This window comes from Sporosarcina sp. SG10008, from assembly GCF_044569405.1.
GTDB lineage: Bacteria > Bacillota > Bacilli > Bacillales_A > Planococcaceae > Sporosarcina > Sporosarcina psychrophila.
Genome location: NZ_CP172607.1, coordinates 2,901,312 through 2,915,653, shown reverse-complemented (window position 1 = coordinate 2,915,653; position 14,342 = coordinate 2,901,312). Strand labels below are relative to the sequence as shown.

The following is a 14,342-nucleotide window of genomic DNA, read 5'->3' as shown; positions in this document are numbered from 1 at the left end:
TTTATTAGAAATAGATATTGAAAAATTAAGGGAGCAAAACCTATGTGGTTTTGCTCCCTTAATTTTCTTTCGTTCTGTTATTCTGGTACTATTTCTTTGTGGTTAACGGTTAAGAAGTCTTATGGTTATTATTCCATGATATTGGTAGTGAGACCAGTCAAAATAGGGTGTTAGATCGCCATCCTATTATTTCTGAGGTTTTTTTCTCGTCTGTGAAAGGAAATATTTGAATGTTGAAGACTATAGATTCCCCGACAGGTTTGTCAATCGTACCATCACGGCTTCCGAAAAATATAAAAAACAAGAGTTCGCAATTTGGAGATTAACTGAAACTAAATAATACAAGCAAAAACCGCTTGGGACAAATTGTCCTAAGCGGTTTTCAAAACTGAAAGTCTTACACCTTAAACCGATTAACCGCCAAACTCAATTCCTCACTCAACTCCGTCAGCGTTTCTGCTGCATCTGTTACAGATTGAATCGCGCTGAGTTGTTCGTCCGTCGAAGCACTTACTTCTTCACAGGCGGCAGCTGTTTCTTGTGACGTTGCTGCCATTGTTTGGATTGTTTTAGCAACGTCGTCTTTGTGTATTGCGACTTTCTGAATTTCTTCATAAACTGCATCGATTGAGTCTTGCATATCAGACATCAATGTTGAAATTTCTCCGAAAGTGATTTCCGTGTCGTTTACGACTGTGCCTTGGCGATGGAAGTTCTCACGCGTCTCGTTCATTTGCTCCGAGACGAGTCTGGATTCTGTTTGAAGTTCCTGGACTGTCACTTTTACTTCTTCTGTAGAGCGGGCCGATTGTTCTGCCAGTTTTCGTACTTCATCCGCCACAACTGCGAATCCTTTGCCATGTTCACCTGCACGGGCAGCTTCGATGCTTGCGTTTAATGCAAGAAGATTCGTTTGTGCTGAAATTTGGGTGATTGTTTCCATGACTCCGCCGATCGCATTTACTTTACCTTCAAGTGTACCAATCACTTCGGACATGGACTGTAAATTGGTTTCCCAGTCATTGAAAGACAGTTTCAGCTCTTGCATTTGACCTTGACCACTTGTATTCATTTCACCAGCTTTGGTTGCGATGTCAGACATGACGCCGGCTTTCGTTGTGATTTCATTAATTTGTTGACCAAGAAGATAGGCTTTTTCCGTAACGATTTCAGCATCTTCAGCAGATTTTGAAGCGCCATGTGCAATCTCAGTTACTGCGTTTGCAACTTCTTCGCCCGATGCATTTGTCTCCTCTGCAACTGCACTCAAACTATCGGAGCTTGCTTTGACATTTGATGCGGAACCGTTAACGACAGTAATAATAGCATTCATGTTTTCAATCATAGTATTGAAGTTAGCACCTAGTTCTCCGATTTCGTCTTTTGTCTTGATAGCAGAACGAACGGTTAAGTCGCCTTTTGAGACGGAATCCATCAAAGATTTCAAAATTCCAATGGGCTTGATTGTACGGCTGATCATGAAGTAGAGGACGACGAAGAATAATAGCAGTGTCGCAATTGCTACAACCATCATCGAGTTTCTGAGATTGATTGCGATTTCGTTAATATCTTTTTTGAGATAAATCGCTGAGATTTTCCAATCAAAATCGGGAATAGAAGAGAATACATTCACTCTATCGCTGCCTTCGTGTGTGTAATGGATGGCCCCTTCATCTAAACCTCCTATGAACATTTCTTCAATATAAGGTAGGTTCATCAGATTTTCACCGCTTAACGAGGGGTGCACCATTGCAGTTCCAGTGGCATCAAATAGAACCGGATAGCCATTGTAGCCAATATCACTTTCGGAAATAGATTCGGCCAACGAAGCCAATTGAATATCCAGTCCAAGAACACCGATAAGTTTTCCGTTTTTCAGAACAGCCTTCATGGCACTGATGACATACTCGCCTGTCGCACGATCGATATGTGGTTCCGTCCAGTAGACGGTATCAGGATTTTTTGCCGCTTCTTGATACCACTCAAAGCTGGTTGGGTCATAATCGTTTCCAAGGTCAGCATGCGGAACGAGGGTCATGTGTTTTGATGGAAGTGCTAAGTAGATTTGCGAAGCTTCATCGTATAAATTTTGAAACTCCTTAAATTCTGTCTGTAATGTAGCACTGCTTTTTTCAATGTCATCGCCGACATTGGTATACTCCGTTAAGGCTTTGGAATATGACATTTGGATTAAGCCTTTTTTATATTGCTCTAAAAAGTTCGTAATCGAAGCACCCATCTCGTCGACGAGTACAACACTCTGATCGATGAGGTTTTTCTCTGTTTTATATTGTACTTGCAAACTGGAAATTGCGGTCATTGCCGTCACGCCAATGAGGAAGAGAACCATCACTGTTACTATAATTTTTGTTTTTATTGATTTGAACATAGCGCACCTTCGCTTTCTCTATCTGTCTAGTTGAATTGACTCACTAAGTAATCTTCGGTCTAATTACTTATTTGTTTAGAAATAGATAAATTAAACAATAAGTGATAATAATCATTCTATATTTATCGTTTTTAAATCAATATAAAGAGCGCTTAGGATCATTAATAGATCCTAGGCGCTCTTGAAGTTTTATCAACTATTAATATGGAAACGTTGTCTAAAGTGGTGCTTCAATTCTTAACCTTAATCTGATTAACTACCTGACTCAATTCCTTACTTAACTTTGTCAGCATTTCTGTCGCATCTGTTACAGACTGAATCGCGCGAAGTTGTTCGTCTGTTGAAGCGCTTACTTTATCACAGGCTGCTGTTTCTGGTGTCGTTGTCGCCATTGTTTGGATTGAGTATAACGCTTAGTTACTCTATAATTAAGTTTGAAGTACAGAATTATTTGACTTAGAATAGGTGGAATAGTATATGACAACTAATCATGATTTTATGAATTACTGGTTATCCATAGACTCAATACAAAATAAAGTGAAGAAAGAATTGGAAAACGTTCTGCAAGCTGAGTACAGTCTATCGCTAAAAGAATTCTACGTGCTTTATTATCTTTCCATGGCGCCTGACAAGAAATTGAGATTACAGCAATTGCAAGAGATGATTGGATTGAGTCAGAGTGCACTTTCCAGATTAGTGGGGAAGATGGAAGCGAAGAACTGCGGTGCGTTAGAAAAGCATGATTGTACAGATGACCGTAGAGGTACCTATACGCATCTTACAAACCTAGGTGAGCAGAAGCTACATAAAAGTCTAGTCTCTTTCCGTGAAATACTTAGATTGCACCTCTCTGCTATTGATGTTGAAGGATTGATAAAACAATTAGTAGAAAAGCTATAAACTGCCATGTTCTATCGAAGTGCTCAATAGAAGCACTTTGATTTGACAAGGAGAATAGATAGCACTAATATATATGTATGTGTAATGCATATATATTTTAACAAGGGAGTTTTTGCAATGAAAGATTTGTTTAGTCCATACAAAATAAAGAATTTGGAGTTAAAAAACCGGGTTGTCATGCCACCGATGTGTCAATATTCCGTTGACCAGAAAGATGGCATTGCCAATGACTGGCATTATCTGCACTATGTCAACAGAGCAATCGGTGGAGCGGGTTTTATCGTGATTGAAATGACGGATGTAGAGCCTGATGGAAGAATTTCGGATTATGATTTGGGTTTATGGTCTGACGATCAAATCCCTGCGTTGGCGAAGATAGTGGAAGCTTGTCATCGCTATGGAGCTAAGGTTGGGATTCAGATTGCACATGCTGGTCGTAAAGCAGAAGATGCAGCTGTGCCTGTTGCGCCTTCTGCAATCGCATTCGACGAGAAGTCTAAAACACCAAGAGCGCTTTCAACAGATGAAGTAAAAGAGATGGTGGAGAAGTTCCGTAAAGCAGTAAGACGCGCGGTTGAGGCTGGATTTGATTCAATCGAAATCCACGGCGCTCATGGTTACTTAATCCATCAATTCCATTCTCCACTTACCAACAAAAGGGAAGATGAATACGGACAGGATCTAACCAAGTTTGGCCGCGAAGTCATTCTAGCAGCTAAAGCGGAAATGCCTGCCGATATGCCACTATTGATGCGTATCTCTGCAAAGGAATATGTAGAAGGTGGTTATGGAATAAACGAAAGTATTGCGTTCGCTCGCGTTTATCAGGAAGCTGGAGTGGATATGTTTGACGTCTCTTCTGGTGGAGAGGGTCAAATCGCAGCTTGGGGGAGACCAGGAACACATGTAGCTTACCAAGTACCGTTAGCTAGACAAATCAAAGAAGCGCTTCAGATACCAGTCATGGCTGTCGGTAGATTGGATGATCCAAATCTAGCCAATGCAATCATAGGGAATGAAGAAGCAGACCTTATTGCTGTTGGAAGAGGTATGCTGAGAAATCCTTATTGGACATTGGAAGCTGCTAAGCAATTGAGAAAAGAAACTGCAGTGCCGACACAGTACTTAGCAGGATTCTAATGATTTTCATGTTGTCTTGTTGCCTCGTCTAAATCGTGTTTGTTTGTGAAGTGTGCATATTCGGATAGATAAGTTGTCGTTAAAAGTAACCCCTTTTATTCTTTATATAGAAGGGGAATGGGGTTTAGGATACATTTTTGTGAATTTTTTTTGCGAGCGACGCTATAACATAAATAAAAATTGCTTACGACAAAATGTCGTAAGCAATTTTTTAAATTCACACCTTAAATCGATTAACCGCCAAACTCAATTCCTCACTTAACTCCGTCAACGTCTCCGCTGCATCAGTTACAGATTGAATCGCGCGAAGTTGTTCGTCTGTTGAAGCACTGACTTCTTCGCATGCCGCGGCAGTTTCTTGAGAAGTTGCTGCCATTGTTTGGATCGTTTCAGCAACGTCGTCTTTGTGTGTCGCGACTTTCTGAATTTCCTCGTACACTGCGTCGATGGAGTCTTGCATGTCGGACATCAATGTTGAGATTTCTCCGAAAGTGATTTCAGTGTCATGTACGACGGTACCTTGACGTTGGAAGTTTTCGCGTGTTTCGTTCATTTGTTGTGAGACGAGTCTTGATTCCATTTGGAGTTCCTGTACTGTCACTTTTACTTCTTCCGTTGAACGGGCAGATTGTTCTGCGAGTTTCCTTACTTCATCCGCAACAACTGCGAATCCTTTGCCGTGTTCACCTGCACGGGCTGCCTCGATGCTTGCATTTAATGCAAGCAGATTCGTTTGCGATGAAATCTGGGTGATTGTTTCCATGACTCCGCCAATCGCATTTACTTTACCTTCAAGTGTACCGATCACTTCGGCCATGGACTGTAAATTGGTTTCCCAGTCATTGAAAGACAGTTTCAGCTCTTGCATTTGCCCTTGACCACTTGTATTCATATCGCCGGCTTTCGTTGCAATGTCAGACATGACGACGGCTTTCGTTGTGATTTCATTAATTTGTTGGCCAAGAAGATAGGCTTTTTCTGTAACGATTTCAGCATCTTCAGCAGATTTCGAAGCGCCATGTGCAATTTCAGTCACTGCATGTGCAACTTCTTCCCCTGATGCATTCGTTTCTTCCACAACAGCGCTTAAACTTTCAGAGCTTGTCCGGACGTTCATTGCAGAGCCGTTGACGACAGTAATAATAGCGTTCATGTTGTCGATCATTATATTGAAATTATCGCCAAGTTCGCCAATCTCATCATTCGTTTTAACCTCAGAACGAACTGTCAAATCACCTTGGGATACGGAATCCATGAGTGACTTTAGCTGGCCAAGTGGTTTGATGGTATGACTGATGATGAAATAGAGTGCTGCGAAGATGACAAGCAAGGTGACAAGTGCGACGACAATCATTGATGTACGTAAGTTATTTGCCGCGGCATTGATATTTTTTTCATCATAGACGGCGGCAATTTTCCAACCGAACTTCGGTATTGTGGAATAAACGTTTATATAGGAGTTACTTTCATAATCGTAGTGGATGGCACCCTTTTCATTTCCACCTTTGTACATGTCCGCGATGAAAGGCTGGTCCATATAGTCAGCCCCTTGGCTTTCCGGGTGTGCGAGCACGATGCCTTCTGTATCGAGTAACATTGGGTAGCCTTTATAGCCGACATCACTGGAAGCTATTTTATCAGTCAATGCACCGAGTTGAATATCAAGGCCCATAACACCAATTAATTTGCCATTTGATAGTACTGCTTTTGAGGCAGCGATGACCAATTCTCCAGTAGCGGAGTCGATGAAAGGACTAGACCATTGGACAACGTCTGGATGTTCAACCGCATTTTTATACCAATCCCGAGTGGTCGGGTCAAAATCTGCTCCGAGATCTGCATTCGGCATAATCATTATTTCTTTAGTCGGAAGGGTTAAATAGACGGAAGTTGTATCTTCGTAAAAGCCGAGGAAGCTCTCTAGTTCAGCTTCCAGTACAGAAATCGAATTGGTTGCTGTAGCATCTTCTTCAGGAAGTGTAAATCCCGTCACTGTAGGAGAGGTGGATAATTGTGCTATGCCTTTCTCGTACTGACCAAGAAAATTTTCGATTGCATAACCCATTTCATTGGTGAGTGCACCACTCGATTCGATAATACTTTCTTCGGTATTATTTTTCACTATCGTATTGCTAATGAAAGTCATAGTGGATACGCCGATGAGGAATAGCACCATTACTGTCATAATTATTTTTGTTCGGATGGATTTGAACATTTCTCTTGCACCTTCGCTTTCTCTTACATTAAATGAACTACTTTATATGCTTCGGCAATTATTCTTGTTTATTTAGATAGTAGATGAAATAAATAAGAGAGAATAGTAGTGTTGAACTATTTTGATTCAAACGAGCAAACATGACTTTGGCGGAAACCCAATACTTTTTATTGCCAATTTGCTTAACTTCCTTATGGGTTTGCCGATATAAATCATATTGAATGTTGTTAAGTACAGGGAGGTTTGGCGAATGGTAAGTCGTATGGATGGCGGAGCCGTAGTGAATCAAGTGAATGTATTAGCAGAAAAAATGGCACCGGACAGGGAAGTCTCGGTGGTGCAAGTGCAAGCGATTCAGGAGAAAGTGCAGCAGAAAGCCGGCAATGAACAACAGTTGCCGGCTGACAAGGCAAAGCAAATGACTGACAGCATGAACACGTTTTTAGAAAGTGCGAATACACAATTGCGATTCAAGTTCCATGAGAAGCTCAACGAGTACTATGTAACAATCGTTGATTCAACCACGGACGAAGTCATACGGGAAATCCCGTCCAAAAAACTTTTGGACATCCATGCGGCAATGCGCGAATTTGTCGGCTTGCTTGTCGATCGGAAAATTTAAGGAAGGCGTGAGATAATATGCGAATTAGTGGACTAGCTTCAGGTTTGGATACGGAGAAAATGGTAACAGATTTAATGAACGCACACCGTATACCTCTCGATAAAATCACACAGAAAAAACAATACTTAGAATGGCAGTTGGACGATTACCGCACGACGAACCGTCAGCTGTTTGATTTCAGTAAAAAGACGTTTGACACGATGATTCTTTCGACTTCGTTTTCAGCGAAGACGGTGAATATTTCTTCACCGAATGATGTAGCGATTAGAAATATGGGGTCTACTAGTGATTTTTCTGGGACGATACAGATTCATCAGTTGGCGAAAAATGCTACATTGCAAAGTGGAGAACCAGAAACTTTAGGGAATCAGTTAACTAAAGCAGCATCGGTGAATTCTACTTTAAAGGAGCTGGGCATTACTGGTACAAAGATAACAATCAATGCAGTTGATGCGAATGGTAAGATGACAATAGATGCAAAAGAATTAGAATTCAAAGAAACTGATACATTGAAATCCGTTTTAGATAGACTAAATAAAGAAACCGATGTAACTGCCTTTTACGATTCACATACCGGGAAAATTGCAATGACTGCTAAAAATAGTGGAGAAGGAGATATCAAAGTTATCGGTGATTTAGGTACATCTTTAGGGTTGAACACCGGAACTAAGATTCCCGGTCAAAATGCCGACATCACTATTAATGGACTCAGAACACAACGTTCATCAAACACATTCCAACTCAATGGTTTTGAATTTTCATTAAAACAGGTAACTGCACCAATTATTAATGGTGTAATTGTAGACGATGCAAAAACAGTCTCATTCAGTTCTGCCCCAGACACCGATAAAATCTTCGACTCCGTCACTAAGTTCGTCGACGAATACAACAAGCTTATCGAAGACTTGAACAAACAAATCCGTGAACCTAAATACCGTGATTTCCAGCCGCTTTCAGCTGCGCAGAAGAAAGATATGACGGATAAAGATATCGAAATGTGGGAAGAAAAAGCGAAAAGTGGTACGCTTCGTAACGATTCCACTATTTCCAGTATGCTGACGCAAATGAGGACAGCCCTTATGGGGACTGTAGGCAGCGATACATTAAAAAGTCTAGGTATTACAACGTCTAAGGACTACTTAGCTAATGGTAAGCTCGTCATAAATGAAGAAGAATTGAAAAAAGCGATTAGTGATGATCCGAATAAAGTTCATGAAATGTTCTCGAAAGATGGAGCTACTGTGGCTGAACAAGGATTTGCACGTAAACTCCGAACTATAGTTGATAAAACTCAAACGTCAATCGCTCAGCGTGCGGGAAAAGTGGGCGATGTAAACGATACGTTTTCACTCGGCCGCTCACTGAAAGAAATGAATAACCAGATTGAACGGTTCGAAGACCGATTGAAAATGATGGAAACCCGCTACTGGAAACAGTTCTCCGCAATGGAGACGGCAATCAATCGTGCAAACTCACAGTCGGCTAGTCTTATGAATGCATTTAGTAACAATTAACAACAGCAGTAGTGAACTAAAGGAGACAGATAAAATATGGCTATCAACAACCCTTATGCAACCTATCAAAACAACTCTGTAAATACATCAACGCCAGGCGAGCTGACACTTATGCTCTACAATGGCTGTTTGAAATTCATCCTACAAGCAAAAAGAGCGATGAATGACAATAATATTGAAGAAAAGAACAAGGCCGTCCAAAAAGCACAAGCAATCATTTCTGAGCTCATGTTGACGCTCGATAAGTCGTACCCAGTTTCACAAAATATGCTTGTCCTCTATGAGTTTGCAAACAGCAGACTGATTGACGGCAATATTAAAAACGACAGTGCCCTGTTCGATGAAGCGTCAGCAATTATTACGGAGTTCCGCGATACCTGGAAGCAGGTTATTCAGATTAACCGGCAGAAACAGTACGCGAACGTAGATGAAATATGATTCGGCCTGCGCTGATAGCGTGGCGTGATGTGACGGGAAAATTAGTGAGGTTGTCGCAAGAAACAGCGGTAGATAAGCGGGATGAGACGATTGCGGGCATCGAAGCACTTCTCGATGATCGTGATAAGTTGCAACCGCATATTGCCGCCCCGTTCACGCCCGAAGAAGAAGTGTTTGGCAGAAGTCTTGTCGAAACAGAAGCGGATGTCCAAAAGAAACTTGCTCAATTTACACAACTGATTCGTACAGACATCGTGGAATCACAAGCGAAGAAAGACAATATGAAAAACTACGTCAATCCTTACAGCAATGTAGCGCGAGATGGTACATTTTACGATACGAAGCAATAACTACTACCCGGTTGGAGATTAATTCTCTGACTGGTTTTTTTATTGAATAATTAGTTAATTATGCCCGTATGAATGATGGTTCATTAATGGTACATTTTACATAGAACAATTAATGGGAAATTTAGTGTAGGGAAAATTGAGGTCAAAGGGGAAATAGATGATGAATATTACTCAATTAAAGCGGGAAGATTGGCTTCGGAAAAACTCGATTATGATGATTGGATTTGCACTTGCTGCAGGGCTGGGTTTACTAGCCCAACTCATACAGCGCTCGCCGATAACTATTCAATTGTCTGTTGCCATACCTTTTGCACTCGCGATTCTATTCTATTTTCTAAGTAAAAAAGTTGAGGTATTGTCACTTCTTCTGCCTTATCTATTACTCATCATGAATTTTGCAATTGCGATGGGTGTCATCTTTTTTTCAGAAGCAAATCTTGGGACAATAGGGATCATCATCCTTATATTGGTGATTGGTTCAATTCATGGCAAGATGGCCATTATGGCGTTTAGTTTTGCACTGAGTTTCATTGGCATGATAATAAATAATCAATTTTTCATTGCTCCAGAACTCGTTGGAGGAAGCGGGACAAATCTATTACTACTTCATTTCCTAGCAGGGATTGTCTTATTCTTGCTTGTCCGTCAAAATGGGCGGATGTTCATGCATGTGGAGGAACTTGTCGAACTAACTGAACTTAAGGTGCGCGAAGAAGGAGCACTTGCTGAAAAGCTTGACGAGGCGGTTGGAAAGATTACATCGAACCTTGCGTATCTTCGTTCAAATACGGAGACATCTGCCACATCGCAGCTTGAAATGCTTGCGGCTGTTAATGAAGTAAGTGTCGGCAGTCAACATCAGGCGGATCATATTTCAGATATCGCGGAAAATGCGGAACACACTTACGAATCGGTTCAAGTCATTGCAGAAGGCTTAGGTCAGGTCGTGATTCAGGCGAATGAAGCAGGTCGTAAAGCGGAAAATGGAACTATGAAAATTGCACAATTAAAAGAAAGCATTGACTCTTTCACCACTTTTTTTACTGATTTAAATGAAACGTTTGGTATATTATCACGTAAAATTGACGAAACGAACCTTTTCGCAAGTGCCATTAAAGCCATCACGGAACAGACAAATTTACTTGCGCTAAACGCTTCGATTGAAGCTGCGCGTGCTGGAGAACAAGGAAAAGGGTTTGCGGTAGTTGCGGAAGAAATTCGGAAATTGGCAGGACTTACAAGAGAGACCTTAACTAAAATTGACGCAAACTTGATAGAAGTGAACAATTATAATGAAATAGCCGTTAAAAAACTTGGAGATGGATTGGAGCAAGTGACGATGCAAACTGCAGTAGCAGACGAGTCTAGTGCGTCCTTTATAGATTTGTTTGAAACGATGACGAAGTTGCAGAAGGTATTATCGATTTTCATCCAAGACTTCGGCAAAATTACGGAAGACAGTGCATTAATTCAGGAACGGACGATGGATTTTGCGGCGATTGTCGAGCAAAGTACCGCGGCTGTGGAAGAATTGAATGCTACGTTGACCGAACTGACTGAAGAACAACAACAAATCGCCACGTATATCAATGAAACGCATGAGGAAGCAGTTCGGATAAGAAACTAATGCGATGTTGCCCCATTTTTGGGGGAATTATTTGCCGGTCGTGTATTGTATACGATTGATTAGGGTTATATATACTCGGTGTGTGCTGTTTATGATTGGTTGGCGTGTAATATTATCGATTGTGCGTTGTTTATGCTTGGTTGGGATGATATATGATCGGTTGTGCGTTGTATATGCTTGGTAAGGAAGATATATGCTCGGTCGTGCGGGGTTTATGATTGGTTAGGAAGATATATGTTCGGTTATGCGTTGCTTATGCTTGGTAAGGAAGATATATGCTCGGTCGTGCGTTGTATATGATCGGTAAGCGTGTTATATGCTCGGTCATGCATTGCTTATGATCGGCTTACAATAATATGTTGGATAATTCAATCAACTGCAAGTAAAATAGGTATATAGATAGGAACTTCTAAGGGGGATTATGAATGCACACTGTGGATACCATGCGGCAGAAGGAATTTTCAAATAAGAACTTCATTCTATTTGTGACACTTGGTGGTTCTAGTTTCATCGGTTTGATTTTTTATTTTGTTACGGGGCAAGGTATGCTGAAGACAGTGAGTATGGCGATACCGGTTGTTGTTACGTTATTGTTTTATGCATTGGCGAAAAAGGTCGCTATTTTTGAACGCATGTTTCCATGGATTGTCCTAGGCGTGACGGGATTTGCCGCGATATTGAATGGGGTTATAGGGGAACCGTCTGTTGCGACAGCTGGAATCGCGTTTTTCATAGCAGGTATTGCAAGTGTTCATTTATCCATGCGGATTATGACCTATGGTTTTGCGTTGTCCCTTGCTGTTCTGGTCGTCTTTTTAACGAACTATCCGTATCAGGAGCAAATTGCAGCGAGCAAAGGCAGTTTGGCGCTCGTACTGATTTTGATGTCAGTAGGGCTATTCATCCAAATAAAGCAGACGAAAAAGTTGGAAATGCAAGTCGATTTGTTTACGACTGAGCAGGCAGCACACACGCTTTTAGAAGAGAGTAAGCATCGTTCGTTGAATGAAGGGATTGAACAGGTTGCAGCTGATTTGACGGCGATTGGTGAGACGGCTGGACGACATTTGGAAGCACAGAAGGAACTGCTGACAATTATGGATGGTGTTTCAGCAAGTGTTGAACAGGAAGCATTTCAAATTGCGAACATCGCAAAAAATGCACAACGCACGCAAGATGATGTAGCTGATATGCATAAGGAAACGCACCTTATGAATGAAGACACAGCTAGTCTTCGCGCTGAATCTGCTGACATGGTGGAAGTCATGCAAAACTTGCGTACAGGTATGGAAGAAGTGGAAATTTATCTCACTGATTTGAACGGATCATTTGATGCGCTTACTGAGAATATCGAGAAGACGAATGCGCTTGCCAAGTCGATTGAGACGATTACGGGACAAACGAATCTTCTTGCATTGAACGCGTCGATTGAAGCGGCTCGCGCGGGAGAGCACGGCAAAGGGTTTGCGGTTGTCGCGGATGAAATCAGGAAACTTGCTGGATTAACGGCGGTGACATTGGTTGAAATAAATGGCAATTTGGAAAATGTCAACACGATGAATGATCGCTCGCGTGCCAATTTGACGAACAGTACAGGAAAACTTGTTACACAGGCAGCATTGTCGGTGGACGCTGAAATGAAAATCGGACTCATGCACAACACATTGAGTGACCTTCACCGGAAGTTTGGCATGTTTGACGACAAGATGGCTTCAATTACAAAGGAGACGACGGACATCGGGCGTATGACAAGCTCATTTGCTGACTTACTGACCGAATCGAGTGCATCACTGGAAGAAGTGAACGCTACGATTCATGGAACGGTTGTAGACAATGAGCAGATTGTGACGACGCTGGACGGGACAATGCGACGAACGACAAGCTTGGCTGAAGTTCGTTGAAAGTTATGTAGTCTGCTATAATGAGAGAAACAAATCTTGGTGCGTTAGAACGGAGTGGAGAAGATGCTTTATAAACGGACTGAATATTTTAGGTATACATTTGGGGAACCGCTTGTAGCTGAATTCCGGATTGTCGTTGAAAATGGAACGGATATAGAATCGAGCCCGGGCGAATGTCATTTCTTAGACATCAGTCCAGGTGGTGCAAAGCTTTTTGCGAAGTTCGATATTCCTCTTGAACGTGAATCTGTCCGCTTGCATATCAAATTCACACTTTATGAAAAATTAATCGACCTGCAAGGCGTAATTGTGTGGAAGAAGCCATATAGTGGGGGATACATGTACGGTTATGATTTTGATGAAAACGTAGAAATTGAACATTTAATCGTCGAAGAGCTTAAACTTCGTAGACGCTCTGAAAGTGCATTGGGTAGCGCTATAAAGGACGAAAAAAAGTAATTTTTGAACGTATTCGTCACAAATCGACAATATATTTAATTTTCTAAATGTTTTTAGAAGGACTTTATGGGGAATGTGTAGAAGTGTACTGTATAGGTTAACTTAAAGGAGGAGTTCATATGTTAGATTTTAATATTCGCGGTGAAAATATCGAGGTAACTCCGGCAATTCGTGAACACGTCGAGAAGAAATTGCAAAAAATCGAAAGATACTTCGATGAAAATGCAAACGCAACTGCACATGTGAATTTGAAAGTTTACAATGATAAGCAAACTAAAGTGGAAGTAACAATTCCTATGAAAAACTTAACGCTTCGTGCAGAGGAACGTCATAACGATTTATATGCAGCTATCGACTTGATCGTTGACAAGTTAGAGCGTCAAATTCGAAAATATAAAACAAAAGTAAACCGTAAGTTCCGTGAACGTGAAGGCGTTGCAGCATTCTTCGCATCCGTCAATAAAAGCGAAGAGAAAAACAGTGATGCAAATGGGGAAGAAGATCAGGCATTTGCGATCGTCCGAACTAAGAATTTTGATCTAAAACCGATGGACCAAGAAGAAGCAATTCTTCAAATGAACATGCTTGGCCACGATTTCTTCGTCTTCACAGATTCCGATTCTGACGGCACAAACATCGTTTATAAACGTAGCGATGGTAAATATGGCTTAATTGAAACAAGCTGAATAGATAATGGAGTTTGGAAGACCCCTAAGCGGGAATACTGCTTAGGGGTCTTCTTTTGATTTCCGATAGTGGGGGACGAGCGGAAAAACCTATTATACCC

Annotated in this window: 12 protein-coding genes; 10 read left to right on the top strand and 2 right to left on the bottom strand. The window is 41.3% G+C overall.

All coding sequences use genetic code 11. The annotated features are described in order from the left end of the window. Positions 1-397 precede the first annotated feature (397 nt). Positions 398-2,389: a methyl-accepting chemotaxis protein gene (locus ACGLYD_RS14005; RefSeq protein WP_399628523.1), complete on the bottom strand. Its 1,992-nt coding sequence runs from the start codon at positions 2,387-2,389 to the stop codon at positions 398-400. Positions 2,390-2,866: 477 nt separating this feature from the next. Here ACGLYD_RS14005 and ACGLYD_RS14000 point away from each other — a divergent pair, with 477 nt between their 5' ends. Together ACGLYD_RS14000 and ACGLYD_RS13995 are read left to right on the top strand one after the other, a co-directional pair. Next, positions 2,867-3,289 (top strand): MarR family winged helix-turn-helix transcriptional regulator, encoded by a 423-nt coding sequence (locus tag ACGLYD_RS14000; RefSeq protein ID WP_399628520.1) that lies wholly within the window; start codon positions 2,867-2,869, stop codon positions 3,287-3,289. 117 nt (positions 3,290-3,406) lie between these two features. Further along, complete coding sequence (locus ACGLYD_RS13995; protein ID WP_067211988.1) at positions 3,407-4,429, top strand: NADH:flavin oxidoreductase/NADH oxidase; 1,023 nt, start codon at positions 3,407-3,409, stop codon at positions 4,427-4,429. 217 nt (positions 4,430-4,646) lie between these two features. Here the strand turns inward: ACGLYD_RS13995 and ACGLYD_RS13990 are convergent, their stop codons facing one another. Next, positions 4,647-6,644, bottom strand: a complete 1,998-nt coding sequence (locus ACGLYD_RS13990) for a methyl-accepting chemotaxis protein (protein WP_399628517.1) — start codon at positions 6,642-6,644, stop codon at positions 4,647-4,649. Between the two features lie 250 nt (positions 6,645-6,894). Here ACGLYD_RS13990 and flaG point away from each other — a divergent pair, with 250 nt between their 5' ends. The 8 genes from flaG to hpf all read left to right on the top strand — a co-directional run bounded on the left by flaG (position 6,895) and on the right by hpf (position 14,241). Further along, positions 6,895-7,266: a flagellar protein FlaG gene (gene flaG, locus ACGLYD_RS13985; RefSeq protein ID WP_354312323.1), complete on the top strand. Its 372-nt coding sequence runs from the start codon at positions 6,895-6,897 to the stop codon at positions 7,264-7,266. A gap of 17 nt (positions 7,267-7,283) precedes the next feature. Further along, positions 7,284-8,780 carry a flagellar hook-associated protein 2 gene (locus ACGLYD_RS13980; protein ID WP_399628513.1) on the top strand — a complete coding sequence of 499 codons (1,497 nt, stop codon included), beginning with the start codon at positions 7,284-7,286 and terminating at the stop codon, positions 8,778-8,780. A gap of 36 nt (positions 8,781-8,816) precedes the next feature. Next, positions 8,817-9,218 carry a flagellar export chaperone FliS gene (fliS, locus tag ACGLYD_RS13975; protein WP_067211979.1) on the top strand — a complete coding sequence of 134 codons (402 nt, stop codon included), beginning with the start codon at positions 8,817-8,819 and terminating at the stop codon, positions 9,216-9,218. Positions 9,219-9,247: 29 nt separating this feature from the next. After that, complete coding sequence (locus tag ACGLYD_RS13970) at positions 9,248-9,568, top strand: hypothetical protein (protein ID WP_197485335.1); 321 nt, start codon at positions 9,248-9,250, stop codon at positions 9,566-9,568. Positions 9,569-9,725: 157 nt separating this feature from the next. Next, the gene (locus ACGLYD_RS13965; protein ID WP_399628510.1) at positions 9,726-11,195 is read left to right on the top strand and encodes a methyl-accepting chemotaxis protein; all 1,470 of its coding nucleotides are present in this window, start codon (positions 9,726-9,728) and stop codon (positions 11,193-11,195) included. Between the two features lie 425 nt (positions 11,196-11,620). Beyond that, the gene (locus ACGLYD_RS13960; RefSeq protein WP_399628508.1) at positions 11,621-13,096 is read left to right on the top strand and encodes a methyl-accepting chemotaxis protein; all 1,476 of its coding nucleotides are present in this window, start codon (positions 11,621-11,623) and stop codon (positions 13,094-13,096) included. A gap of 63 nt (positions 13,097-13,159) precedes the next feature. Next, complete coding sequence (locus ACGLYD_RS13955; protein ID WP_067211970.1) at positions 13,160-13,555, top strand: PilZ domain-containing protein; 396 nt, start codon at positions 13,160-13,162, stop codon at positions 13,553-13,555. A gap of 119 nt (positions 13,556-13,674) precedes the next feature. Then, a complete protein-coding gene (gene hpf / locus ACGLYD_RS13950) occupies positions 13,675-14,241 on the top strand; it encodes a ribosome hibernation-promoting factor, HPF/YfiA family (RefSeq protein ID WP_067211968.1) in 567 nt (188 codons plus the stop codon). Positions 14,242-14,342 lie beyond the last annotated feature (101 nt).